We start from the raw sequence: 24640 nt of genomic DNA on the forward strand, positions 1-24640 counted from the left end.
TCAGCGGGCGCCCCTGGAACGCGACGAGCCCCGGCCTGAGTCAGGCCGGGGCTCGTCGGAGAGGACTTCGTCAGTGGGCGAAGTGGCGGGTGCCCGTGAGGTAGACCGGCACCCCGGCCGCCTCCGCAGCCGCGATGACCTCGTCGTCGCGCACCGAGCCGCCCGGCTGGACGACCGCGCGGACACCGGCGTCCAGCAGGACCTGCAGGCCGTCGGGGAACGGGAAGAACGCGTCCGAGGCCGCGACCGAGCCCTTGGCGCGGTCACCGGCGCGGGAGACCGCCAACCGGGCCGAGTCGACCCGGTTCACCTGGCCCATGCCCACGCCCACGGTCGCTCCGGCGTCGGCGAGCAGGATCGCGTTGGACTTCACCGCGCGGCAGGCGCGCCAAGCGAACTTCAGGTCGGCCAGCGTCGCCTCGTCCACCGGGGAACCGGTCGCCAGCGTCCAGTTCGCCGGGTCGTCGCCCTCGGCGTCGATCGCGTCCGAACCCTGCACCAGCATGCCGCCGGAGATCGCGCGCATCTCGACCCGGCCGCTCTGCGGCGGCTGAGCGGTCAGGATGCGGATGTTCTTCTTCTTGCTCAGCACGTCCACCGCGCCGTCGGCGTAACCGGGGGCCACCACGACCTCGGTGAAGATCTCCGCGACCTGCTCGGCCATCGCCACCGACACCTCGCGGTTGGTGGCGATCACACCGCCGAAGGCGCTCACCGGGTCGCACTCGTGCGCCTTGCGGTGGGCGGCGGCGATGTCGTCGGCGACCGCGATGCCGCACGGGTTGGCGTGCTTGATGATCGCGACGCACGGCTCGTCGTGGTCGTGCGCGGAACGCCACGCGGCGTCGGCGTCGACGTAGTTGTTGTAGGACATCTCCTTGCCGTGCAGCTGCGCGGCAGCGGCCAGGCCAGTGGCCTCCCCGCCCGAGACGTACAGCGCGGCGGGCTGGTGCGGGTTCTCGCCGTAGCGCAGCGCCGAGCGCCGCTGCCAGGTCTCGCCGAGCCAGCCCGGGAACGTGGAGTCGTCACCGGTGGGGACCTTGCTCATCCAGGTCGCCACCGCCACGTCGTAGGACGCGGTGTGCCGGAACGCCTCAGCGGCCAGCTCGACCCGGTCGGGCATGGTGAAACCGCCCGCGCGGACCTCCTCGAGCACCCACTCGTACCGGCTCGGGTCCACCACGACCGCGAGGTTGGCGTGGTTCTTCGCCGAGGCGCGCACCATCGCCGGCCCGCCGATGTCGATCTGCTCGATCACCTCGTCCTGCGACGCGCCCGAGGCCACCGTCTGCACGAACGGGTAGAGGTTGACCACCAGCAGGTCGAACGGAGCGATCTCCAGCTCGTCCAGCTGCTGGGCGTGGGTCTCCCGGCGCAGGTCCGCGAGCAGCCCCGCGTGCACCCGCGGGTGCAGCGTCTTGACCCGGCCGTCCAGCGCTTCGGGGAAGCCGGTGAGCTCCTCGACGGGCGTGACCGGCACGCCCGCGTCGGCGATGGCACGCGCGGTGCCGCCGGTGGAGACGATCTCCACGCCGGCGGCGTGCAGCCCAGTGGCCAGCTCCAGCAGACCCGACTTGTCCGACACGCCGATCAGCGCGCGCCGAACCGGGCGCCGCTCCTGGGAGTTCGCGGTCACGGGATACTCACCTTCCGTCCCTGCACGGTCCACCCGTGCAACGCCAGCTTCTTCACAGTGCCGACCAGCAGCCGCCGCTCGACTGCCTTGATCCGCTCGTGGAGGCTCGCCTCGTCGTCATCGGGCAGAACCTCGACGGCTTCCTGGGCCAAGATCGGCCCGGTGTCCACGCCGGCGTCCACCACGAACAGGGTGCAGCCTGTGACGCGAACTCCACACTCCAGCGCATCACGCACCCCGTGCATGCCGGGGAACGAGGGAAGCAGCGCTGGGTGGCTGTTGAGGTACCGGCCGTCGTAGCGTGCCAGGAACTCGCTCCCGACGAGCTTCATGAACCCGGCGGAGACCACCAGGTCTGGCTCGTGCTCAGCGCACGCCTCGGTCAGCGCGCGGTCCCACTCCTCGCGGGAAGCGTGGTCACCGACCTTGCGGACGAACGTGGGGATGCCTGCGCGCTCGGCGCGGGCCAGCCCCTCGATGCCGTCGCGGTCGGCGCCCACGGCGACCACCTCGACCGGGTAGTCGGGTTCGCGGGTGGCGTCGAGCAGGGCCTGCAGCAGAGTTCCGGAACCGGAGACGAGCACGACCACCCGCGCCGGGTTCGCGGTCGTGAGCCGGTTCGGGTGCGCGGCGGTGCTCGGCTGGTCGGGCGTACTCGGGTTCAGCGTTCGCTCCTGACATGCCTCGGCACGATCTCCCCCGCAGCGTAAGACCTGGTTGCGGGGTCGGCTCCGGCAGGGGCCGGGCGAGTGGCGCAGCGCTCACCGCCGATCGCGCGGCGCGGGCTCCTCCCCGTCCGGCTCGGCGTCGAACTCCTCCGCCGCGACCTCCGGGTCGCTGTCGGATTCCGAACGTGCCACGGGGATTTCGGCGATCAGCTCGTCGAGGTCGGTGTAGGCGAAGTCCTCGTCGTCGGCTTCGGTCTCCGGGACTGGATCGATGTCCTCCGCCTCCTGGAACTCGTCGGTGGCGAAGGTGCTCAGCGCCGGGTCGTCGGGTTCCTCCGCACCGCCGAGCCACGTCATCGCCAACGCCGGGATCGCCAGCCAGCACAGCGTCGCCAGCGCCAGAGCGACCGGGTGGAACGACACGTCACCGACAGGGCCGTTGCCGAGACGACCACCGGCGACCACCGCCAGCACCAGCACGGCCAGCGCGGCCACCCCGGCCGCGACCAGCACCACCACCAGTCGGCGGCCGAGCGGGCCGGGAACGCGCCGCGCGACCAGTCCCACCACCATCCCCACGAGCAGCGGGAGGAGCAACGACGCGGACCACCACACCGCGGGGCCGTCGCCCGGGAGCACGGCCAGCAGCGGCAGGTCCGGCAGCGGGCCCGAGGTGTGCTGCAGCGGCTGGACGACCTGGGAGCCGATCGAGAACCCGCTGCCCGCGGCGAAGGCCCAGCCCGCGACCACCGCGTTCGGCAGGTAGAGCAGCGTGAGCACGGTGGCCCCGACCGCGTCTCCGCCACCGCCCATCCGCTCCATCGACGCGACCATCTCCGGGGCCGACACCGCGATCGCGGCCAGCAGCACGCCCGCGCCGACGGCGAGCACGATGGCGATGGTCAGCAAGCCGATCCGCAGGCCCGTCCACACGTAGGCGTCGGTGCGCTCCCACAGCAGGTAGAACAGGCCGCAGCGGTTGGCGACACCGGCGGTCGCGGCGATCGCGGCGGTCAGGCCGCAGCTCAGGAAGGCCTCCACCGGGACCGCGCTGAACGGTCCGTCCAGCAGCAGCGCGAACACCGCGCCCACGGAGGCGTGCACCAGACCCATCGTCGCGATCACCGGGAACGCCTGGTCCGGGCGGCGCAGCCGACACCGGCGGGCGACGAACGCCGAAGCGGACGCGACCAGCAGCACCGCGCCGATCGTGGGCAACATCGGCAGCACGCTCAGCGGAGCTCCGGCGATGACCAGCGGCGACTGGTAGAGCGCCAGCCAGCCGGGCAGCGCTGCCGCCAGGACCACCAGCGGGTCGAGGCTCGCCCCGCTCGCGGCGCCGACCACCAGCGCGAGCAGGACCGCGACCGCGAGGAAGCAGATCAGCGGGACCGCGCTGACGACGGCGATGAACAACCACCGCCGCAGACCCTGCTTCCGGTCGGGATGGCCCGTGGCCGTGGCGTGAGGGTTCGGATCCAGCGCAGACACGCGACCGAATGTCGCACCACCCCTGCTGCGAACGGCCCCGAACACGCCAGCGCCTCCGCCCATCGGGCGACGGGGTCCTGCGCCCAGCGACCACACGGGTCGGCCGTGGCGGTGTCACCTGGAACTTCCGCGCATTCGGGGAAAGGGCGGACGCGGTGCCTCGGAGGTCAGTACTGGGACGGGTTCGCGCCCGGGTGCGGCATCTGGCGGGTGCCCTGCGGGCCGTTGTCCTGCTCCGACCCGCCCTGCGGACGCGGAGGTTGACCACCCTGCTGCTGGCCGCCCGGCTGACCTGGTTTCTGCACCGGGCCCGACTGGGGGCCGGGCCGACTCTGGTGCGGACCGCTGGACTCCGGGTTCGACGAGGTGAAGCCGTCGGAGGACGGGTTCCAGCCGCCCGGCTGGCCCGAGGACTGCTGCGAGGGCTGCCCACCGCTGCTCGGGTTCCACGGCGGCGGACCGCCGAACTGGGCGCCGGGCTGGGCCTGCGGGCTCCAGCCGGGGCCGGGCGGCCCACCGGGACCCGGTCGCGCACCGCCGGAACCACCGGGACCACCCGGGCCGCGCGGACCCTGCGGGTACGGCGGCTGGCCGTGGGGCGCGGGCTTCGGGGAGGACCTCTCACCGCCCTTGATCACACCGCCCTCGCTGAGCAGCACGCCCACCACGGCGGCCAGCTGGGCGAGCGCGAGCACCATCAGCACCGGCACCAGGCCGGAGGCGGTGCCGCGCACGACGTCCTGCAGCAGCGCCAGCGCGGCGTAGGCGGACAGCGGCACGGCGACGAACAGGGCGTCCGGCGTCTTCGGGACGAAGCGCAGACCGGCCAGCGCGGCGGAGCAGATCAGGCCGACTCCGGCCATGCTGCCCATCAGGGCACCGACCCCGTCGTCGAAGAAGCCGAGCAGGTAACCGACAACGCCGGCGCCGCCCGCCACCAAGGCCAGGACTTCTCTCAGCTCGAACGAACGACGAACACCGTCGGTGTTCGACTGTTGCGGGTACGGCGCGGACATGACGGGATCGGACTCCTCGGAGGCACTCGAATGGGCGTGCTGATCGACGGTACCGAATCCCCGCTCAGCAGGGCGGCCCGCCCGACCGGCTCGCAGACGCCGTCGGGGCCGGGTCCCCGGAGACGCCGTCGGAGCCGGGTCCCCGGAGGGACCCGGCCCCGAACGCACGAGGTCGACGCGGGCTCAGCCCTTGACGATCTCGCGCATCAGCTTGGCGGTCTCGCTCGGCGTCTTGCCGACCTTGACACCCGCGGCCTCCAGGGCCTCCTTCTTCGCCGAGGCGGTGCCCGACGAACCGGAGACGATGGCGCCCGCGTGACCCATGGTCTTGCCCTCCGGCGCGGTGAAGCCCGCGACGTAGCCGACCACCGGCTTGGTGATGTTGGCCTTGACGTACTCGGCCGCGCGCTCCTCGGCGTCGCCACCGATCTCGCCGATCATCACGATGGCTTCGGTCTCCGGGTCTTCTTCGAAGGCCTGCAGCGCGTCGATGTGGGTGGTGCCGATGATCGGGTCACCACCGATGCCGACGGCGGTCGAGAAACCGATGTCACGCAGCTCGTACATCATCTGGTAGGTCAACGTGCCCGACTTGGACACCAGACCGATCTTGCCCGGGCCGGTGATGTCGGCCGGGATGATGCCGGCGTTGGACTTGCCGGGCGAGATGATGCCGGGGCAGTTCGGCCCGATGATCCGGGTCTTGTTGCCCGTGGCGTTCGCGTGCGCCCAGAAGTAGGCCGAGTCGTGCACCGGGATGCCCTCGGTGATGACCACGGCCAGGCCGATCTCGGCGTCGATGGCCTCGACCACGGCGTCCTTGGCGAACTTCGGCGGCACGAAGACGACCGACACGTCGGCGCCGGTCTCCTTCATGGCCTCCGAGACGCTGCCGAAGACCTGGAGCTCCTTGCCCTCGATCTCGACGGTCTGCCCAGCCTTGCGGGCGTTGACACCGCCGACGATGTTGGTGCCGGAGCGCAGCATGCGGGCGGTGTGCTTGGTGCCTTCAGAGCCGGTGATGCCCTGAACGATCACCTTGCTGTTCTCGTTGAGGAAGATAGCCATGATCGCCTCACGCCCCCGCAGCCAGCTCGGCGGCCTTGTCGGCCGCGCCGTCCATCGTGTCCACGACCGTGACCAGCGGGTGGCTGGCCTCGGCGAGGATGCGGCGCCCTTCCTCGACGTTGTTGCCGTCGAGGCGGACGATCAGCGGCTTGGTGGCCTCGTCACCGAGGATCTTCAGCGCCTGCACGATGCCGTTGGCCACGGCGTCGCACGCGGTGATGCCACCGAAGACGTTGACGAAGACGGACTTGACGTCCTGGTCGCCGAGGATGACGTCCAGACCCGCGGCCATGATCTCGGCCGAAGCGCCACCGCCGATGTCCAGGAAGTTCGCCGGCTTCACGCCGCCGTGAGCCTCACCCGCGTAGGCCACGACGTCCAGCGTGGACATGACCAGACCAGCACCGTTGCCGATGATGCCGACCTCGCCGTCCAGCTTGACGTAGTTGAGGCCCTTCTCCTTGGCCTTGGCCTCGAGCGGGTTCTCGGCAGCCTTGTCGACCAGCTCTTCCTGCTGCGGCTGGCGGAACGAGGCGTTCTCGTCGAGGGTGACCTTGCCGTCGAGGGCGATGACCTTGCCCTCGGGGTCCTTCACCAGCGGGTTGACCTCCACCAGGGTGGCGTCCTCAGCGACGAAGGTCTCCCACAGCTTGACGATCACGTCGGCGACCTGATCGGCGACCTCGGCCGGGAACTTGGCGGCGGAGACGATCTCCTTCGCCTTGTCCAGGTCGACGCCCTCGATCGGGTCGATCGCGATCTTGGCCAGGGCCTCGGGCTTGGTGGCCGCGACCTCTTCGATCTCCATGCCGCCCTCGACCGAGGCCATCGCGAGGAAGTTGCGATTCGCGCGGTCGAGGAGGAAGGAGAAGTAGTACTCCTCCGCGATGTCGGAGGCGGTCGTGACCAGCACCTTGTTGGTGATGTGGCCCTTGATGTCCAGACCGAGGATGCCCTCGGCCTTGGTCTGGGCCTCGTCCGCGGACTCGGCCAGCTTCACACCGCCGGCCTTGCCGCGGCCACCGGTCTTGACCTGGGCCTTGATGACTACGGGCCCGCCGAGTTCTTCGGCGACTGCCTTGGCCCCTTGGGGGTCTGTCGCCACGGCGCCGGGCAGCGTCGGCACGCCGTGGGAGGCGAAGAGCTCCTTCGCCTGGTACTCGTACAGGTCCACTCGACTCTCCTGCGACGTCGGTGTCGGACTCGCTGACGATATCGACCTGCGATGACGCATGGGGCGGCGCACCTGGTGAACTGCCTCACCTGAGGTAGGGCGTCAAGCCTGGTCGACCCGTCCAACACGGGGGAATCGCCTTCTGGGCAGGAGCGATATCTGCGTTCGCGTGACGAACGGAACAGGCGCCGTGACGGCGTGCTGACCAGTCTCGGGCACCGCACCGTCCCCCACAAGACGGCCGCGCGGGTGATCTCAGCCGTGGGTCGCGGCGGAGCGACGCGCCGCCAGCGCCGTGCCGAGCAGCACCACGACGCACCCGAGCGCGCACCACAGGCCGAGCCCGGGCTCGGCTCCGGGCAAGCGCCCCGCAGTCAGCGGGAACTCCAGTGCGCGGACCGCGACCAGCAGCGCACCGCCGCACAGGAGCGCGGCCGCTTGGCCGGGACGGCACATCGGAGCGAGCACGGTCGCGCCGACCACGGCGGCGAGCGCGAACACCAGGCCCCAGGAGGTGGTGCCGAAGTCGGTGAACACGCCGGGCGCGCTGTAGCCGGGCGCGGTGAGCACCGGCAGGCTGAACGCCCCGGCGCCGAGCACGAGCGCGACCAACGAGGGGACGAGCACGAGACGGCGCATCGCCATCTCGGTGAGGTCGACGTCGTCGCGCTCGACGGCGCCGGCGATCGCCGCGAGCACTGCCGCGACGGCCGCCAGCAGCACCGACAGCCCTGCGGCCCACGCGCCGAGACCGGCTTCGGCCCCGGCTTGCGCAGCGGTGAACACCGCGTCCAGCGAGCCGGCGGCGGCCAGCGGGACGACGGCCCACAGCACGGTCAGCACCGGGCGCAGCAGCAGCGAGGCCTTCGGCAGCAGCACTCCCGCACCCACCGCCACCAGCAGGAACCCTGCGGGGAACAGCATCCGCGCCGGGTACTCCGACGGGTCGCGCAGCCCGAAGGGCATGACGACGTGCGGGGTGAGCGCGGCCAGCAGCGCGACCGCACCGGCCAGGAGCGCGAACGTCCCGGCGACGGTGAGCAGCCTGGTCAGCGCGGGCAGCCGCAGGTCGTCGACGTCCTCGACCGCCTCACCGCGTCCCGCCCGGAGGGCGAGCACGAGCAGAGCCGCGGCGGCCAGCAGCCCGAGCAGCGGGCCCCAGGCGAAGGTCAGCTCGTCGAGGACCAGCACCGACAGGAGGTGCGGCACGACCACCGCCACCAGCGACAGCGCCACCCCGAGGAGCCCACCGCGCACGAACTCCGGGTCGGTGGAACCGGCGAGCAGCCCGGCGGAGCAGACCACCCCGACGGCCAGCAGCGCGCTGCCGACGAGCACCGGAACCGGTCCGTCGAGCGCGGTCTCGGCGGGCAGGTACGGGTCGTCAGAGGAGAACGGCGCCATCAGCACGGCCACGGCGCCCAGCCCTCCGGCGCACAAGGCCAGCGCGAGCAGGCCCTGCCGGTGCGAGCCCGCACCGGACTCCCGGGTCCCCCACGTCGCGAGGACACCTGCGGCCAGCACCGCCACGTGGCCGACCGCCAGCAGCCACCAGCCGATGCCGGGTTCGAAGTTGAGCAGCGAGTCGGCCCGGAGCAGTTCGGGACGCGCGGCCATGCCCGCGTCCACCGCGAACTGGACGTCCTGCCCGAGCCTGCCGGGCGCGGCGGCGGCCGGGCCGACGAGCACCGCGGCGGCGGCGAGTGGCTTGCCCGCTCGCGCGAACAGCGCGGCCAGAGCCGGGGCGAGCAGCGCGAGCACCAGCAACAGCGGCCAAGCGGGGTAGGCGGCGGGGACGGCCGGGCTGGTCAGCCCGAGCAGCGGTCCGATGCCGGTGAGCGCGGCGCCGAGGAGGCCAAGCGCGATCGCTGCGCGCACGCGGGTCGACGTGGCGAGCACCGGCTGCGGGTCCGTGGCCGGGGCGGAGGTCGCCGAGGCGGACGAACCGGACGGGAGGTCAGGCCGCGCAGTCACCGCGCAGACGCTAGCAACCGGGTGACCGGTTCCGGACACCACCCGCTGCACTCGACTCGGGCGCGCCCGTGACCCGACACGCCCGGACAGCACCCGAACGGAGCAAATGTGAAACATCGACAAGACGCTCTTGGGGTGTGACGTGCAACACGAGAAGCCACCCACCGGTGTCCGAATCGGTTCCGACCACGGACCCCGGTGGTCCGTTCGGAACCTGCGACGACGATCACGAACCCGCAGGTGGCTCCGCTGAGCGACGACCACGCGCGGTGTTCGTCGCGAAGCGGCGGCCCACCCGGCGGCGGAGGGAGTGATCACGCGCTGTGGCCGACGTGTCACAGATCGGGATTTGCCCCTAGGGGATCAGCTTGGTTACTGTCCCCCGGTCCGTTGTCACGGTCTGATCACGAAGGACAACCTTCGGCCGGTTCCCCGACCGGCACCCGGAAATCCCCGTTCCCGGGCCCGCGCGATCAGGCTCCCCGAGACGGAAGGGCAGGCATTGGCTCACCACCGCTCCCCCGGCGGCGCACGACCCTTTCCCGGTCACGAGGTATCCCCCGACGACACCTCGCAAACCCGGGATCGGAGCCGGGGTGCTCCAACAGCATCGGCTTGGCGCGGTCGCGTCGTCGTCGCAGCAGTAGCGGCGGGTGCGTTCGCAGCCGCGGGGCAGTCGTTGGCAGCCGGTGAGGGGAACGCCTCCCCCGACAGCGATGACTTCAACGCTTCCGACGCCGCGGGGTCGTTCAACACCGCGATGGCCGAGGACTCCGGCTCCTACAACGGGATGGGCGGCAGCGCCCCCGCACCGGCCATGCTCCCGGTCGCCAAGAGCTCCGACGTCAGCTCCGAGATGGAGAAGCTGACCAAGAGCGAGCGTATCGCCGAAGCGCGCGAGAAGGCGCAGCGCGCCGCCGAAGAAGCCGCCCGGCAGCCGAAGTACAGCGTGCCGGCGCAGGGCAACTTCACCTCCGGGTTCGGTGGCCGCTGGGGCACCACCCACTACGGCATCGACATCGCCAACGCCAAGGGCACCCCGATCATGTCCGTCGCCGACGGGGTGGTCATCGAGGCCGGCTCGGCCAGCGGTTTCGGCCTGTGGGTCCGGGTCCAGCACGAGGACGGCACGATCACCGTCTACGGCCACGTCAACACCATCACGGTGGACGAGGGCGACAAGGTCAAGGCGGGCGAGCAGATCGCCACCATGGGCAACCGTGGTTTCTCCACCGGCACCCACCTGCACTTCGAGGTGTGGAACGCCGGCGGCAAGAAGATCAACCCGCTGCCGTGGATGCGCCAGCGCGGCATCTCCCCGACCTGATCCACGAGGGGCACGGGCACCGTCCCGAGGTCGCCGAACCCCTTCCCGCGCCCGCCTGGGCTCACCGACGTGATCAGCAGTAGCGTGGCGCCGTGGCCGAACAGATCCGGTTGACCGGAGCGCAGCAGACGCTCCTGGGGCCGCTCCACGCTCGCGCCCTCGACAGCCACCGCGCCGACCCGGTGCTGGGCGATCACCTCGCTGCGGAGATCGCCGCGCGCATCGACTTCGACTTCGAGCAGTTGCGGCTCGATGCCGGCGACATGATGGCGGTGGTCCTGCGCGCCAAGGAGATCGACGACCGCGCCCGCGACTTCCTCGCCGCGCACCCCGACGCGGTGGTGCTGCACCTGGCGTGCGGGCTGGACTCCCGTCCCCTCCGGCTCGACCTGCCCCCGCAGGTGCAGTGGATCGACGTCGACATGCCGGACGTCGTCGAGCTGCGCGACCGGCTCTACCCGCAGCCGGGCCGCAACCACCGCACGATCGCCGCGTCGGTGACCGGCACGGGGTGGCTGGACGAGGTTCCCACTGGGCGGCCGACGCTGGTCATCGCCGAAGGGCTCACCCCCTACCTGCGGGAAGAGGAGGGCGTGGCGCTGCTGCGCCGGCTCGTCGAGCGGTTCGGCCACGGCGAGGTGGTCTTCGACGTGGTCGCGCCGTGGACGGTGAGGGCCTCGACGTGGTCGGGGTTCCTCCGCAGCACCGGGGCGCGCTTCCACTGGGGAGTCGCCGACCCGCACGACCTCGAGATCAAGGTCCCCGGTCTGCACCTGCGCGGCTCGGTGCCGGTCACCACGCTGCCCGGGGTCGCGAAGGTCGCACCACGCGAGCGCCGCATCGCCTCGGTGATGAACGTCGTGCCACCGCTGCGCGACGCGATGCGGGTGGTGCGCTTCGGTTTCGAGCGCGAGTCCCGGAGCCCGGTCGAGCTCACCGGCCCGGCGGCCACCATGCTCGCCACGCTGCACCTGCGCGCCGTGGACAACCGGTCCGCGGAACCGCTCCTGCACGACCGCTGGGCCGATGAGGTCGAGCGGCGCCTCGACTACGACTACACCCGGCTCGGACTCCGCGAGAACAACGCGGTTTCGGTGGCCGTCCGCGCCAAGGCGCTCGACGACCAGGTCCGCGCGGCGCTGCGTCCGGGGATGACCGTGCTGCACCTCGGGTGCGGCCTGGACAGCCGGTTCGAGCGGGTGGACCCGCCGGCGGACGTCGAGTGGTACGACGTCGACCAGCCCGAGGTGGTCGAGCTGCGCGAGCAGGTGTTCCCGGCCTCCGAGCACCGGCACGCCCTCGGCAGGTCCGTGGCGGACCCCGACCTGCTGGCTGAGATCCCGTCCGACCGGCCGGTCCTCGTGGTCGCCGAAGGCCTGGTGATGTACCTCGCCAAGTCCGACGGCGAGGCGTTGCTGCGCCGGATCATCAACCACTTCCCCAGCGGCGAGCTGATCTTCGACGCGTTCAGCACGCTGAGCATCCGCGTCAACAACATCGCCAACCCGGCGGTGACCCGCTCCGGCTCACGGCTGCACTGGGGCATCGACGACCCGCACGAGCTGGAAGCGCTCGGTCTGGACCTGGTCTCGGAGATCTCGTTGCTCACTGACCCGGCATTGGCGCGCTACCCGCTCCCGGTCCGGCTCGCCTTCCGAGCGATGGCCGGAGTCCCCGCCTTCAACCGCCTCGGCCGCGTCCTCCGCTACCGCTTCTGAACCCGCGAGCCGTCAGCCCGCCGGTGCGGTCAGAGCTTGGTGAGGGGGACGGTGCCGATGAGCATCAGCTTGACCGTGCCCGAGGAGCCGAAGTCGATGGTCGCCGTGGCGCGGGGGCCTTCGCCGTCGGTGGCGACGACCGTGCCCAGGCCGTACTTGTCGTGGGTGACCTTGTCACCGGCTTCGAGCTTGAGCGCGACCGTGTCCTTCCAGCCCTTCACACCGGTGCTGCGCATGCCGCGTTCGGCCAGACCCGCCTGGGCCGAGTCGCCGCCGCCGCGGTCGAAGCCGCCGCCTCGGCTGCCCCAGGTGCTGCGGACCTGCGGTGCGGCGCGTTCGGGCTCGATGCGCCGCCAGTGCATCAGCTCCTCGGGGATCTCGGTGAGGAACCGCGAGGCCGGGTTGGTCATCGGCTGCCCCCAGGCCGAGCGCATCATGGCGCGCGACAGGTACAGCCGCTGGCGGGCACGGGTGATGCCGACGTAGGCCAGCCGCCGCTCCTCGGCGAGCTCCGCCGGGTCGCCCAGGGCGCGCGTGTGCGGGAAGACGCCGTCCTCCCAGCCGCTGGAGAACACCACCGGGAACTCCAGGCCCTTGGCGGTGTGCAGGGTCATCAGCGTGACCAGACCATCGCCGGTCTCGGGCAGCGAATCGGCGTCGGCGACCAGCGAGACCCGCTCCAGGAAGGCGGCCAGCGAGTCGTCGGCCAGCGGGTCGGCGTCGTCCGGGTCCTCGGCGTCGTCGCTCGGACCGACCCCCGAGACCACCGCCTCCGCGGACGGCGAGGCCTCGGTGTCGGCCGGCAGCGGAGCTCCGGCGCGGGCCTCGGTGAACTCGCGGGCGACGGTGATGAGTTCGGTGAGGTTCTCCAGCCGGGTCGCGTCCTGCGGGTCGTCGCTGGCCTCCAGCTCGCCCCGGTAACCGGTGCGCTCCAGGACGGTGTCGAGCGTTTCGGCCACGTCGTTCTCGGCCGCGATCCGGTGCAGCTCGTCGAGCAGTTCGACGAAGCCCGAGATCGCGTTGCGGGCGCGCGTGTTGAGCAGCGGAACCTCTCCCGCCGCCGCCTTGCGCAGCGCCGTGCCGAAGGAGATCCGCTCCTGCTCGGCGTGGGCCGCGACCACGGCCTCCGCGCGGTCCCCGATGCCGCGCTTGGGCACGTTGAGGATGCGGCGCAAGCTCACCGTGTCGTCCGGGTTGTCCAGGACCCGCAGGTAGGCGAGGGCGTCGCGGACCTCGCGGCGCTCGTAGAAGCGCACTCCGCCGACGACCCGGTAGGGCAGGCCGAGGCGGATGAACACCTCCTCGAACACACGCGACTGGTTGTTCGTGCGGTAGAAGACCGCGATGTCGTTGAAGGTCGCTTCGCCCTGGTCGACGAGCCGGTCGATCTCACCGGCGACGAACGCGGCCTCGTCGTGCTCGTTGTCGGCGACGTAGCCGACGATCGGCTCTCCGTCACCGGCATCGCTCCACAGCCGCTTGTCGCGCCGGTTCGGGTTGCGCCGGATCACCGCGTTCGCGGCCGACAGGATGGTCTGCGTGGACCGGTAGTTCTGCTCCAGCAGGATGCTGCGGGCCTGCGGGTAGTCCCGCTCGAACTCCTCGATGTTGCGGATCGTGGCGCCGCGGAACGCGTAGATCGACTGGTCGGCGTCACCGACCACGCACAGCTCCGCCGGCTCCACACCGCTCTCCGTCGGCGCGGTCCCGACCAGCTCCCTGACCAGCACGTACTGCGCGTGGTTGGTGTCCTGGTACTCGTCGACCAGGACGTGCCGGAAGCGGCGGCGGTAGTGCTCGGCAACCGCCGGGTTCTGCTGCAGCAGCTTAACCGTGCGCATGATCAGGTCGTCGAAGTCCATCGCGTTGGACTCGGCGAGCCTGCGCTGGTACGCGGCGTAGACCTGGGCGACCTTGCGCTCCACGTCGTTGCCCGCCTGCTGCGCCGCGTCCTCGGGGGTGAGCAGCTCGTTCTTCAGGTTCGAGATGCCGATCGCCAGGGTCCGCGCCGGGTAGCGCTTGGAGTCCAGGTCCTGCTCGCGGGCGATCATGGTGATCAGCCGCTTGGAGTCGTCGGAGTCGTAGATCGAGAAGTTCGACGACATGCCGAGCGTCCCGGCCTCGCGGCGCAGGACCCGCACGCACATCGAGTGGAAGGTCGACACCCACATCACGTTGGCCCGGCGGCCGACCAGGTCGGCGACGCGCTCCTTCATCTCGGCCGCGGCCTTGTTGGTGAAGGTGATGGCCATGATCTGGCCGGGGTGCGCACCGGCGGCCAGCAGGTGGGCGATGCGGTGGGTGAGCACCCGCGTCTTGCCCGATCCGGCGCCGGCCACCACCAGCAGCGGGGAGCCGGTGTGCGTCACGGCGTCGCGCTGCTGCGGGTTGAGCCCGGCCAGCAGGTCCTCCGGGGCAGGTCCGGACCGGCCGCGCGGAGCCGAGGACTGCACGGGCTCGTCGCCCTGCCATTCGAGATCGAGGGGGGTGCTCATCGTCCAACCACGTTACCGAACCCCCCGGACAGAACTCCGCTGCCTGAGCCCAACCCGTGTGGCGGTGCTGCGGGCGGAACCCGAGGCGCCCGACCGGCTCCGGGAGCGCGTGCGGGTGCACCGCGCCACGGGCGTCCTCACCAGGCGGTGCGCCACCACCGCGGCGGCGCCGGGCGCTCACGCGGGGTGAGCAGGGGGCGGGGCCTGGGGTCCACGACGTGGGACGTGGTGACCAGGCAGTGGATGGGGCCCGGGGGTTGTGGCAAACTGGGGCTGTGCGAACGCAGCAGTACGAGTTTTACTACGGGCCCGGGACTCCGGCGCCCGTAGCTGCGTGAGCTCGAAAACCACTACGACGCCCCGGGGTCCTCGGACTCGGGGCGTTTCGCGTTCCGGGACGGGAACGGGGCTGGAGCCGGAGGATGACGTCCGATGAACGCCACTGTGGACGGTGACCAACCGCAGTCCGAGAAGAAGCCCTCGGCTGAGCAGGCCGCCGCGGAGGCCATCACCAACTTCCGCGAGGAGATCGACCACCTCGACGCCGAGATCCTGCGCCTGATCAAGCGCCGGGCCGAGATCTCCCAGCAGGTCGGGCAGGCGCGCATGGCCGCGGGCGGCCCGCGGATCGTCTACAACCGCGAGATGGACGTGCTCGCCCGCTACCGGGAGCTCGGACCGGAAGGCCGCGAGCTCGCCATGATCCTGCTCCGCCTCGGCCGAGGCCGGCTCGGGCAGTCGTAGGACCTGGTCAGGCGCGGAACCGCGCCAGCTCGCCGCAACGGCGAGCACGTCGTGACCGGCAGGCCGCGGGGTGCCCCCGACCGGGTCGGAGGCACCCCCGCGCCTCACACCGCGTGGTCCGCCGCGAGGTCGCGATCCCGGGTCTCCGGTGAGCGCAGCACCGCGATCAGGGTCACCACCGAGCACAGCGCCACGTAGATCGAGATCGGCAGCGACGAGTCGAACGCCGCCAGCAGCGCGGTCGCGATGATGGGCGCCAGCGAACCCGCCACGATCGACGCCAGCTGGTAGCCGATCGACGCGCCCGAGTAGCGCACCCGGGTACCGAACAGCTCCGCGAAGAACGCCGCCTGCGGTCCGTACATCGCGCCGTGGAACACCAGGCCCACCGTCGTGGCGGCGGTGATCACCCAGAACGACTTCGTGTCGAGCATCGTGAAGAAGAAGAACGCCCACACGCCGGTGCCGGCCGCACCCAGCAGGTAGACCGGCCGCCGTCCGACCCGGTCCGACAGCGCACCCCAGAGCGGGATGCTGATGAAGTGCAGCACCGAGGCGATCAGCGCCGCGTTCAGCGCCACCCCGCGCGGCAGGTCCAGGAAGGTGGCCACGTAGGTGAGCACGAACGAGGTCAGCACGTAGTAGACGACGTTCTCGGCGAAGCGGGCGCCCATCGCGGTCAGCACCTCGCTGCGGTAGCGGCGCAGGACCTCCATGATCGGCGGCTTCTGCTCGGCGCCGGTCTCCTGGGCCTTGCGCTGGGCCTCCAGGAAGACCGGAGACTCGGCGACGGCCAGCCGCACCCACAGCCCGATCAGCACCAGGACGCCGGAGAGCAGGAACGCGATCCGCCAGCCCCAGGCCAGGAAGGCCTCGTCGGACTGCACGGCCGCCAGCACGGCCAGCACGGCGGTGCCGAGGACGTTGCCCAGCGGCACCCCGGCCTGCGGCCAGGACGCCCAGAAGCCACGGCGTTCGGCGGACCCGTGCTCGGAGACGATGAGCACGGCGCCGCCCCACTCGCCGCCGATCGCGAAGCCCTGGACCAGGCGCAACGCAGTCAGCAGCAGCGGAGCCAGCACGCCCACCGACTGGTGGGTGGGCAGCAGACCGATCGCGAAGGTCGCGCCACCCATCATCACCAGGCTGAGCACCAGCAACTTCTTGCGCCCGATCCGGTCGCCGTAGTGGCCGAAGACCAGACCGCCGAGCGGACGGGCGACGAACCCGACCGCGTAGGTGATGAACGCGAGCAAGGTCCCCATCAACGGGTCGCCCGCGGGGAAGAACAGCTTGTTGAACACCAGCGCGGCGGCTGACCCGTAGAGGAAGAAGTCGTACCACTCGACGGTGGTGCCGACGAGGCTCGCCAGCACCACCCGGCTGGTCGACGATCGTGCGGGAGCGGACTCGGTTGTCATGGCTGACGTCCTCCTTGACGTGCCGTGGTCACCTTGGGGAAACCTGGTCAGTTCGCCGTCCATCCCCCGTCCATGGACAGCGACGCTCCGGTGATCGACGTGGTCCCGGGTCCGCACAACCAGACGGCGAACTCGGCGACCTCATCGGGTTCGACCAGCCGCTTCACCGGCGTGCGGGCCAGCAGCACGTCCTCGGTGACCTGCGCTTCCGGCACGCGGTGCAGCCGGGCCTGCTCCGCGATCTGCCGTTCCACCAGCGGAGTCCGCACGAAGCCCGGGCTCAGGCAGTTCGACGTGACGCCGTAGGAGGCGCCCTCCAGCGCGATGGTCTTGGACAGGCCTTCGATGGCGTGCTTGGCGGTGACGTAGGCGCTCTTGTAGGGCGAGGCGCGCAGACCGTGCACCGACGAGATGTTGAGGACCCGCCCCCAGCCGTTGCGGTACATGCCCGGCAGCGCGGACCGCACGACGCGGAACGGCGACTCGACCATGACCCGCAAGATCCTGCCGAAGACCTCCGGCGGGAACTCCTGCAGCGGTGCGACGTGCTGCAGCCCCGCGTTGTTGACCACCACGTCGGCACCCTCGCCGAGACCGTCGGCGTTGTCCGGATCGCCGAGGTCGACCACCCGCGCGGTCGCGCCCAGCTCCGCGGCGAGCGCGGTGACGGCCTCCTCGGCCTTGTCGACGGCGATCACCTCGGCTCCGGCCGCGGCGAACTTCCTGGTGATGGCGGCTCCGATGCCGCTGGCCGCCCCGGTGACCAAGACCCGCTTCGCGCTCAGATCGAGACCGGTTCGCTCGCTCATAGCGACTGAACCTAAGCGTGACGACGATCTCGGACCAGACCCGGTTGACAACCTTTTGGAACCGATCGGCTAATCAGGGGGATCCCCCATACCGGACATGCCCCGTCGAGGAGCAGACTGGAGGCATGAGCATGGTTATCGGTCTGGTCGCGCTCGTGGTGACGCTGGCCGCCGTGATCGCAGCCGCCGGACACGCGGGCTACCTGGCGATGCTGACCTCCGCGGCGAAGAAGCGCCCTGGTGGGCAGCCTGCCGTTGACTTCGCCAAGAAGCGCTACCCCGTCGCCGGTGTCGGCCTCGGCGTGACGCTGCTGGCAATGCTGATCGGCAGCGGCGACACCGTCGGCGCGGACGTCTTCGCCACGCTGCTCGGCCTCGGCGGCGGCGTCGGTTCCGTCAAGGCGCTGCAGAGCACGCAAAGCCGCTTCCGCAAGGGCGACTTCTGATCCTCCAGGAGCCGTAGCCCGCTCCGCGCGGCAGTGCGGGTGCCAGCTCCTGCGTGGCGGCTGCGGCGCTCCTCCGGAGCGCGCGGTCCGAACGGGTTCGCAGGGGTGCCGCACCTGGTGTCCGCCTATCGGTGACGTCCGTCCGGGTGGTTCTGCGCAGAGATCACCCGTTCGAGGAATCAAGGAAGCTGTCCGGAGCACCGATCTTCTCGACGCGAAGCTCGCCGTGAACTCCTCGCGGGTTGCAGAAAGTCGAGATCTCCGATGCAGAGCGGCAGAACCATCGGCTGGAGCGGCCGACTCGATCAGCCGCCGCAGCCACCGGCACCGGCCCCCGGCCGGCATCGCAAGAGCGACACCGGCGCCGACCCGGCGCCGGTCCCCCCGCAGCGGCCCGAGCCCGAGAGCTCCTCACCCCGGCTGGTGATCGACCCGCTGACCGACACCGCTCCGGTGGGCGGCCTGCACAAGTTCGACCTCGGCATGGTTCCCGCCTCGGTGACCCCGCCGCCGACCTGGCGTCGCGCCGCGTGGTTCGCGATCGCCTCCTCGGTCGCGGCGCTGGGCGGGTTGGTGTTCGCCACGACGCTCGTCTCCAGCAACCCGACGCGCATCGAGGGCTTAGACCTGCCGAGCATGCCGCGCGGTGGCCAGTACCCGCCGCTGCTGCGCGACCCATACTTCCTCACCGGCGACCCGACCCGGCCCTCGGTCGCGGACGCGACCACCCCACCGACGCGCAGCCCGAACCAGCTGACCGCGGGCCCCCTCCAGACCAGTGCCCCGCAGCCGGGCCTCGACACGACGCCGGGCGGCATGGCGCCAGGCAACCCGGACGGCGAGGACGACGGTGACGACCCCGACGACGACCTCCCGCCGGAGGCGGGCGGGCCGCCGACCAGCGAAGCCCCGCAGCTGCTGCAGCTGACCGACACCGAGGGCATGAAGCGCAGCAGCGAGCGGTACTACGCCGCGATCTCCTCGGGAGACCTGCCCGGCGCCTACGCGATGACCACCGGCCCGCTGCGTGCGGAGGGCTACGAGGCCTTCGCCGCCCGCTACTCCTACGCGACGGAGATCGAGGTCACGCACGTCTACGTGACCCCCACCAGCACCACGCACACGCTGCGGATGACGCTGCCGGACGGCTCGGAGCGCACCGAGCGCCGGGTGTTGCGGTACGAGATGGCCGAGGAACCGCTCATCGCGGCGGACGACCGCCTTTCCTGACCACGGATCGTGAAAGCGCTGCTCCGTTCGTGATCTCCGGAGCCGTCCCTTCCGGTGATCTACGTGAAATGCCTTCCCATCGGGCGGCGGACCGGGTACGTGTTCACGCCGTGGACGACCCCAGCCATCGACCGGTCCTCGACGACACCACCACGGTCGCCGAACTGCTCCGGCGCGGCCCGCACACCCCGGAACAGGGTCTGCTGGCCACCGAGGACCCCGGCGCTGCTGCGCCCACGAAGACGCCGTTGGCCGGCCAGATCGTCCTGACGACGCTCGGCGTGCTGCTGGTGATCTCCGCCGCAGGCGCCGGGGCGCTCATCATGGGCAAGCCCGCGCAGCTACCGCGACCGGCCGACTCGGCCGCCGCGATCAGCGGATCCCTCGCGCTGCGACCGGACCTGGCCCTGCAGGCCGCGTGGCCCTTCGAGGCCAACGGCGGCTTCTCGACCTCCGAGGGCACCGGCACCGGCACCGCGGCCGACGTGGAAGACGCCCACCTGGCCAACCCGGCCGCGGGCAGTCAGACCACCGCGCTGGGCGTCGTCGAGGAGTTCTACCGCCGCGCCCAGGACGAACCGGAGCTGCTCGACCAGCTCCTCGCCCCCGAGCTCGGGCAGGCCGAGGAGCTGCGCACCGCGTGGACGGCCGTCGACTCGGTGCGGGTCGTCGGGATGGCGGCCACCCCGGACGGGTCCGTCTCCGCGCAGGTCGAGGCGGTCTACCCGGACGGTCACCGGGTGCTGCTGGAGCAGCACCTGCACGTCTCCAGCGGACCGCTGCCCCACATCGTCGGCGCCGAGCTCCGCAGCGCACGGCACTTCCCGCCCGGCTGACGAGCACAACGATGCGGCAACGACCCGCCGTTGCCACCACCCCGGCCCACCGCCACCGACGCCGCCGGTACCGTGACGTGGGCCGGTCGGTGCCGAGAGTCACGAGCTCCGCGCACCGGGTCAGCCGGATCCGGATGACCAGCGCGAACGACCGCGCGGGGTGACCGGATCACCACGAGCTCCGGCACGGGCGGTGTCACGTCGGGAACAGGTCGTACCGATCTTCCCGACTTCGGACCTACGCTCAGACGGCGTCGGCTAGGCTGCCGTATCGCGGTTCGGTGGCAACCCGAGTCGTGCTTGGAACGTGTACTTGTGGGGGGCCGTTGCGGTCCGCCCTAATCCGCCGGTGTTCGGCGGGCCGACGCCCGGAGTTCCGGGTGACGGTGCCGCGGGGCATCGATAGCAGTACGGGGAGACGTCGGTGAGCGACGAAGGTCGCCTGGTCGCCGGACGCTACCGGGTGCAGCGACGCATCGGCAGTGGCGCGATGGGCGTGGTGTGGGAGTGTGTTGACGAGCGCCTGCACCGCACCGTTGCGGTCAAGCAGTTGCTGTTGCAGCCCGGTCTTGATCCGGGAGAAGCCGAGGAAGCGCGGCAACGGGCAATGCGGGAGGGCCGGATCGCGGCCCGGCTCCAGCACTCGAACGCGATCTCGGTGTACGACGTGGCCGAGGACGAGGGGCAACCGGTCCTCGTCATGGAGTACCTGCCGTCGACGAGCCTGGCCGCGATGATGTCCGAACACGGCCCGCTGCCGCCGCGCGAGGTCGCGCGGATCGGCGCGGAGGTCGCGTCGGCCCTCGGCGCCGCGCACGCGGCCGGTGTGGTGCACCGCGACATCAAGCCGGGCAACATCCTGCTCGGCGACAACGGCCAGGTGAAGATCACCGACTTCGGCATCTCCCGGGCGCAGGGCGACGTGCAGGTCACCAAGACCGGCATGCTCGCCGGGACGCCCGCCTACCTGTCGCCGGACGTGGCGATGGGCCAGGAGCCGACCCCGGCCTCCGACGTGTTCTCCCTCGGCGCCACGCTCTACGCCGCGATCGAGGGGCACCCGCCGTTCGGCCTCAACGAGAACACCCTGGCGCTGCTGCACGCGGTGGCCGCGGGCAAGATCGAGCCGCCGCAGCAGGCGGGACCGATGTCCCAGCCGCTGATGGCGATGATGGCCGCCCGGGTGCAGGACAGGCCGGACATGGCGCAGGTCCGCGAGATGCTGCAGGCCGTGGCCGACGGCGGCACGGTGAGCTCCGTGCCCGCGATGGCCGCGCCGATCCCACCCGCCCTGGCCCCGGAGCCGCCGCCGGAGCAGGCGACGAGCGTGATGGGCTCCGGGGCGGCCGCGGGCACCACGGTCGCCTACTACGAGGACGACCCGTACTCCGAGCAGCCCTACGAGGACGCCACGTCCTACATGGGCGCCGACCCGCGCGCCGACGCCGCGGTCTACGAGGAGCCCCGGCGCAGCAAGCGCCCGGTGCTCATCTCGGCGATCGCGCTGGCGGCCGTCGCGGTGATCGCCGTGCTGGTCACCTCCGCGCTGCGGGGTCCGCAGGAGCCGGCGCCGCAGCCGGCCAACCAGCAGACCGAGGCCCCGCAGGCACCGGTCCCGCCGCCGGAGACCAGCAGCGAGGAAGAGACCACCACCAAGTCGACCCGCACCACGACGCGGCAGCCGGAGACCTCCGCCGAGGAGCCGACGACCACGTCCGAGCAGAGGCCGACGACGACGCAGCAGCCGACGTCGACCAGCCAGGAGACGTCCAGCCCGCCGTCCCGGACGACGACCAGCCCCAGCGGCAGCGTCACCACCCAGTGAGGTAGAACCGGATCAGGTCCACGCTGCTCGGCCGGGGCGCTCACCGACAGGTGAGCGCCCCGGCCGAGGTCGTTCTCCTGCCCCGGGGTGCCGCGCGGTGTGCGGTGCCCAGTAACGTGTTTGCGGGCGTGACACCGTCGGGTGAAGCCGGCAGCGGGGAGTCCGGCCCGTCCTCAGTGCTAACGAGAAAACAGGCAGTCCTCAGACAGGCGAGCCCCCGCAGGCGAGCCAGTACCAGGAGACACCGGTGAGCGCCGAAGGTCGTTTGATCGCGGGCCGGTACCGCTTGCAGAGCAAGATCGGCAGCGGCGCCATGGGCGTGGTGTGGAAGGCCGTCGACGAGCGCCTCCACCGCACGATCGCCGTCAAGCAACTGCTGCTGCAGCCCGGTTACACCCCCGAGGAAACCGAGGAAGCGCGGCAGCGGTCGATGCGCGAAGGCCGCATCGCCGCCCGCCTCCAGCACCAGAACGCCATCGTCGTGTTCGACGTGGCCGAGGACGAGGGCCAGCCCGTGCTGGTCATGGAGTACCTGCCCTCGACGAGCCTCGCCGCGGTCATCGACGAGCAAGGCGTGCAGCCGCCGATGCGGGTGGCCCGGATCGGCGTGCAGGTCGCCGGTGCGCTGGCCGCCGCGCACATGGCGGGCATCGTCCACCGCGACCTCAAGCCGGGCAACATCCTGCTCGGCGAGAACGACCTGGCCAAGATCACCGACTTCGGCATCTCCCGCGCGATCGGCGACGTCGCGGTCACCAAGAGCGGCATCCTCGCCGGCACCCCCGCCTACCTGGCGCCGGAGGTGGCGCTGGGCCGGGACCCGGCTCCCGCGTCGGACGTGTTCTCACTGGGGTCGACGCTGTACGCGGCGATCGAGGGCGGACCGCCGTTCGGCACCGACGAGAACGCGATCAGCCTGCTGCACCGGGTCGCGCGCGGCCAGTTCGAGCCGCCGCGCCAAGCCGGGCCGATGACGCCGGTGCTGATGCAGATGCTGTGCCCGGACCCGGTCGACCGGCCGACGATGGCGCACACCCGCGACCTGCTGCAGGCCGTGCTCGACGGCCGTCCGGTGCCCCACGCCGCCCCGGGTGCGGGCGCGGGCTGGCAGCGCCAGCAGCAGCCGACCGCACCGACGCCGCCGGGCGGTGGCGCGATGATGGGTCACCACCAGGGCAGCGCAGGCCCCGCGAACCCGCCCACCCGCGTCGGTGGCGCCGCTCCGGCGGTGGCCGCCGCTCCGCCGCGGCGCGCCGGCAAGCAGGTGGCGCTGTGGACGGTGGCGATCGTGGTGGCGGTGCTGGTGGGCGTGCTGGCGGCCAACGCCTTCGGTTCCGGCTCGCAGGACCGCGGCGCTCCGGCTCCCGCACCGAAGCCCGCACCGACCGTCGCACCGGCCACGACGACCTCGGCCGCGCCCACGTCGTCGGCAGCACCGGCGACCAGCAGCCAGGTGCCGACCTCGTCGAGCGCGCCGAGCACCAAGAAGCAGGTGACCAAGGAGAAGCTCGTCTCCACGGTCAAGAAGTACTACACCCTGGTGCCCGACGACCTCGACGACGCGTGGAAGCTCCTGGGCCCGAGCCTGCAGTCGCAGGGCAAGGACCGCTACGAGGCGTTCTGGAAGCAGATCGACGACGTCAAGATCATCGGCCAGCCGGTGCAGTCCGGCGCCAACGTCGTGGTGACCTTGCAGTTCACCAAGGACGGCAAGAAGAGCACCGAGGTGCACGTCCTCGGCATGGTCGCCAACTCCGAGGGCGACGCGCTCATCAACACCGACTCGCGGCACTGATCAGGCGCGGTTCGCCGTCTCGGCCAGGCAGTCCATCAGCGACCTGGTGGCCGGGAGCTCGCAGACCGCCTCGCGCACGGCCACGTAGATCCGCCGCTTCGGCTCGGGGTTCGTGACGGCGCGGACCTCGACGCCGGGGTGCACCACGTCCAGGCCCAGGTGCGGGATCAGCGCGATGCCCAGTCCGGCGGCGACGAAGCCCTGCGCGGAGTAGGTGCTGTCGGTCTCCAGCGCGACGTGCGGGGCGAACCCGGCGCTGGCGTAGGCGTCGCGCAGCAGCCTGGCGCAGATGTCCTCGCGGTCCGTGGCGCTGTTGATCCACGCCTCGTCGGCCAGCTTCGCCATGTCGACGCTGTCGTGCTCGGCCTGCGGGTGGGACTTCGGCAGCGCCAGCCGGAAGGGATCGTCTGCCAGGTGCACCAGCCGTACTCCGCGGCGTTGCGGGACCTCCTCGCCGACCACGATCACCGCCAGGTCGGCCTCACCCGCGGCCACGTCGTCGAGCAGGTCCACCTCCTGCTGCGCGAGGGCGAGCTGCACCTCGGGGTGCTCGGCGCGGAACTTGGCCACGGCGGGCGGGATCAGCCCGACGCCGGCGGTGGTGAAGAACCGCAACCGCAGCAGGCCCGTGCGGCCCGCGCGGATGTCGGCCAGCTCGGCCTCGGTCTCGTTGAGCAGCTCGGAGATGCGTCCCGCACGCTCCGAGAGCAGCACCCCTGCCGGGGTGGGGCGCAACCCGCGACCGGCCTTCTCCAGCAGCGGCGTACCGGCCTCCTTCTCCAGCGTCGCGAGCTGCTGGCTGATGGCCGAGGGGGTGTAGCCGAGGTACGACGCGGCGGCGCTCACCGAGCCGCTGGTGACCACCGCGCGCAGGACCTGCATCCGCCTGACGTCGAGCACGATCCCCATAGTACAGAATGGCTTAACGGTTCGTTGAGATTAATTCGCTTGTCCTTATCCCAGCAGC

The 24640-nt window shown here is 71.5% G+C and carries 19 protein-coding genes; 8 read left to right on the forward strand and 11 right to left on the reverse strand.

The window, feature by feature from the left end:
* Positions 1-70: 70 nt before the first annotated feature.
* From purH to EIL87_RS24600, 7 genes are all read right to left on the reverse strand, one after another.
* A complete protein-coding gene (purH, locus tag EIL87_RS24570; RefSeq protein ID WP_125092951.1) occupies positions 71-1636 on the reverse strand; it encodes a bifunctional phosphoribosylaminoimidazolecarboxamide formyltransferase/IMP cyclohydrolase in 1566 nt (521 codons plus the stop codon).
* Complete coding sequence (gene purN, locus EIL87_RS24575; RefSeq protein ID WP_233576624.1) at positions 1633-2220, reverse strand: phosphoribosylglycinamide formyltransferase; 588 nt, start codon at positions 2218-2220, stop codon at positions 1633-1635. The genes purH and purN overlap by 4 nt, the downstream gene beginning before the upstream one ends.
* 177 nt (positions 2221-2397) lie before the next feature.
* Positions 2398-3795: a cell division protein PerM gene (locus tag EIL87_RS24580; RefSeq protein WP_125092953.1), complete on the reverse strand. Its 1398-nt coding sequence runs from the start codon at positions 3793-3795 to the stop codon at positions 2398-2400.
* Between the two features lie 167 nt (positions 3796-3962).
* Entirely contained in the window at positions 3963-4811 is an 849-nt protein-coding gene (locus EIL87_RS24585) for a DUF5336 domain-containing protein (RefSeq protein WP_125092954.1), read from the reverse strand.
* A gap of 183 nt (positions 4812-4994) precedes the next feature.
* Positions 4995-5879, reverse strand: a complete 885-nt coding sequence (gene sucD / locus EIL87_RS24590) for a succinate--CoA ligase subunit alpha (RefSeq protein WP_125092955.1) — start codon at positions 5877-5879, stop codon at positions 4995-4997.
* A 7-nt stretch (positions 5880-5886) separates the two neighbouring features.
* A complete protein-coding gene (gene sucC / locus EIL87_RS24595) occupies positions 5887-7053 on the reverse strand; it encodes an ADP-forming succinate--CoA ligase subunit beta (protein ID WP_125092956.1) in 1167 nt (388 codons plus the stop codon).
* Between the two features lie 255 nt (positions 7054-7308).
* Positions 7309-9027 (reverse strand): hypothetical protein, encoded by a 1719-nt coding sequence (locus tag EIL87_RS24600; protein WP_199740600.1) that lies wholly within the window; start codon positions 9025-9027, stop codon positions 7309-7311.
* A 502-nt stretch (positions 9028-9529) separates the two neighbouring features.
* On the opposite strand from EIL87_RS24600, the gene EIL87_RS24605 reads away from it, so the two are divergent.
* Complete coding sequence (locus EIL87_RS24605) at positions 9530-10354, forward strand: M23 family metallopeptidase (protein WP_125092957.1); 825 nt, start codon at positions 9530-9532, stop codon at positions 10352-10354.
* A gap of 92 nt (positions 10355-10446) precedes the next feature.
* Positions 10447-12072, forward strand: a complete 1626-nt coding sequence (locus EIL87_RS27610) for a class I SAM-dependent methyltransferase (protein ID WP_233576561.1) — start codon at positions 10447-10449, stop codon at positions 12070-12072.
* A gap of 29 nt (positions 12073-12101) precedes the next feature.
* Here EIL87_RS27610 and EIL87_RS24615 read toward each other — a convergent pair whose 3' ends face one another.
* Complete coding sequence (locus EIL87_RS24615; RefSeq protein WP_125092958.1) at positions 12102-14567, reverse strand: UvrD-helicase domain-containing protein; 2466 nt, start codon at positions 14565-14567, stop codon at positions 12102-12104.
* A gap of 432 nt (positions 14568-14999) precedes the next feature.
* On the opposite strand from EIL87_RS24615, the gene EIL87_RS24620 reads away from it, so the two are divergent.
* Positions 15000-15311: a chorismate mutase gene (locus tag EIL87_RS24620; protein WP_125092959.1), complete on the forward strand. Its 312-nt coding sequence runs from the start codon at positions 15000-15002 to the stop codon at positions 15309-15311.
* Positions 15312-15415: 104 nt separating this feature from the next.
* Here EIL87_RS24620 and EIL87_RS24625 read toward each other — a convergent pair whose 3' ends face one another.
* Together EIL87_RS24625 and EIL87_RS24630 are read right to left on the reverse strand one after the other, a co-directional pair.
* Positions 15416-16732, reverse strand: coding sequence for an MFS transporter (locus tag EIL87_RS24625; protein WP_125092960.1), 1317 nt, complete (start codon positions 16730-16732; stop codon positions 15416-15418).
* Between the two features lie 47 nt (positions 16733-16779).
* Positions 16780-17541, reverse strand: a complete 762-nt coding sequence (locus tag EIL87_RS24630) for a 3-hydroxybutyrate dehydrogenase (protein ID WP_125092961.1) — start codon at positions 17539-17541, stop codon at positions 16780-16782.
* Positions 17542-17666: 125 nt separating this feature from the next.
* On the opposite strand from EIL87_RS24630, the gene EIL87_RS24635 reads away from it, so the two are divergent.
* The 5 genes from EIL87_RS24635 to EIL87_RS24655 all read left to right on the forward strand — a co-directional run bounded on the left by EIL87_RS24635 (position 17667) and on the right by EIL87_RS24655 (position 23673).
* Positions 17667-17987: a hypothetical protein gene (locus EIL87_RS24635; RefSeq protein WP_325049510.1), complete on the forward strand. Its 321-nt coding sequence runs from the start codon at positions 17667-17669 to the stop codon at positions 17985-17987.
* Positions 17988-18251: 264 nt separating this feature from the next.
* Complete coding sequence (locus EIL87_RS24640) at positions 18252-19217, forward strand: hypothetical protein (protein WP_125092962.1); 966 nt, start codon at positions 18252-18254, stop codon at positions 19215-19217.
* Between the two features lie 110 nt (positions 19218-19327).
* Positions 19328-20053, forward strand: coding sequence for a hypothetical protein (locus EIL87_RS24645; RefSeq protein ID WP_125092963.1), 726 nt, complete (start codon positions 19328-19330; stop codon positions 20051-20053).
* Between the two features lie 424 nt (positions 20054-20477).
* Positions 20478-21878 carry a serine/threonine-protein kinase gene (locus EIL87_RS24650; RefSeq protein ID WP_125092964.1) on the forward strand — a complete coding sequence of 467 codons (1401 nt, stop codon included), beginning with the start codon at positions 20478-20480 and terminating at the stop codon, positions 21876-21878.
* A 247-nt stretch (positions 21879-22125) separates the two neighbouring features.
* Positions 22126-23673: a serine/threonine-protein kinase gene (locus tag EIL87_RS24655; protein WP_125092965.1), complete on the forward strand. Its 1548-nt coding sequence runs from the start codon at positions 22126-22128 to the stop codon at positions 23671-23673.
* Here EIL87_RS24655 and EIL87_RS24660 read toward each other — a convergent pair whose 3' ends face one another.
* Positions 23674-24573: a LysR family transcriptional regulator gene (locus EIL87_RS24660; protein WP_199740601.1), complete on the reverse strand. Its 900-nt coding sequence runs from the start codon at positions 24571-24573 to the stop codon at positions 23674-23676.
* Between the last annotated feature and the right edge of the window lie 67 nt (positions 24574-24640).

Origin of the sequence: Saccharopolyspora rhizosphaerae (genome assembly GCF_003931915.1) — a bacterium.
In the GTDB taxonomy this organism is placed as follows: domain Bacteria; phylum Actinomycetota; class Actinomycetes; order Mycobacteriales; family Pseudonocardiaceae; genus Saccharopolyspora; species Saccharopolyspora rhizosphaerae.

What these genes read in the sequence shown, in the direction of transcription:
- EIL87_RS24585 (WP_125092954.1), bottom strand. Translation starts at nt 4,811, where the DNA reads ATGTCCGCGCCGTACCCGCAACAGTCGAACACCGACGGTGTTCGTCGT.
- sucD (WP_125092955.1), bottom strand. Translation starts at nt 5,879, where the DNA reads ATGGCTATCTTCCTCAACGAGAACAGCAAGGTGATCGTTCAGGGCATC.
- EIL87_RS24615 (WP_125092958.1), bottom strand. Translation starts at nt 14,567, where the DNA reads ATGAGCACCCCCCTCGATCTCGAATGGCAGGGCGACGAGCCCGTGCAG.
- EIL87_RS24620 (WP_125092959.1), top strand. Translation starts at nt 15,000, where the DNA reads ATGAACGCCACTGTGGACGGTGACCAACCGCAGTCCGAGAAGAAGCCC.
- EIL87_RS24625 (WP_125092960.1), bottom strand. Translation starts at nt 16,732, where the DNA reads ATGACAACCGAGTCCGCTCCCGCACGATCGTCGACCAGCCGGGTGGTG.
- EIL87_RS24630 (WP_125092961.1), bottom strand. Translation starts at nt 17,541, where the DNA reads ATGAGCGAGCGAACCGGTCTCGATCTGAGCGCGAAGCGGGTCTTGGTC.
- EIL87_RS24635 (WP_325049510.1), top strand. Translation starts at nt 17,667, where the DNA reads ATGAGCATGGTTATCGGTCTGGTCGCGCTCGTGGTGACGCTGGCCGCC.
- EIL87_RS24640 (WP_125092962.1), top strand. Translation starts at nt 18,252, where the DNA reads ATGCAGAGCGGCAGAACCATCGGCTGGAGCGGCCGACTCGATCAGCCG.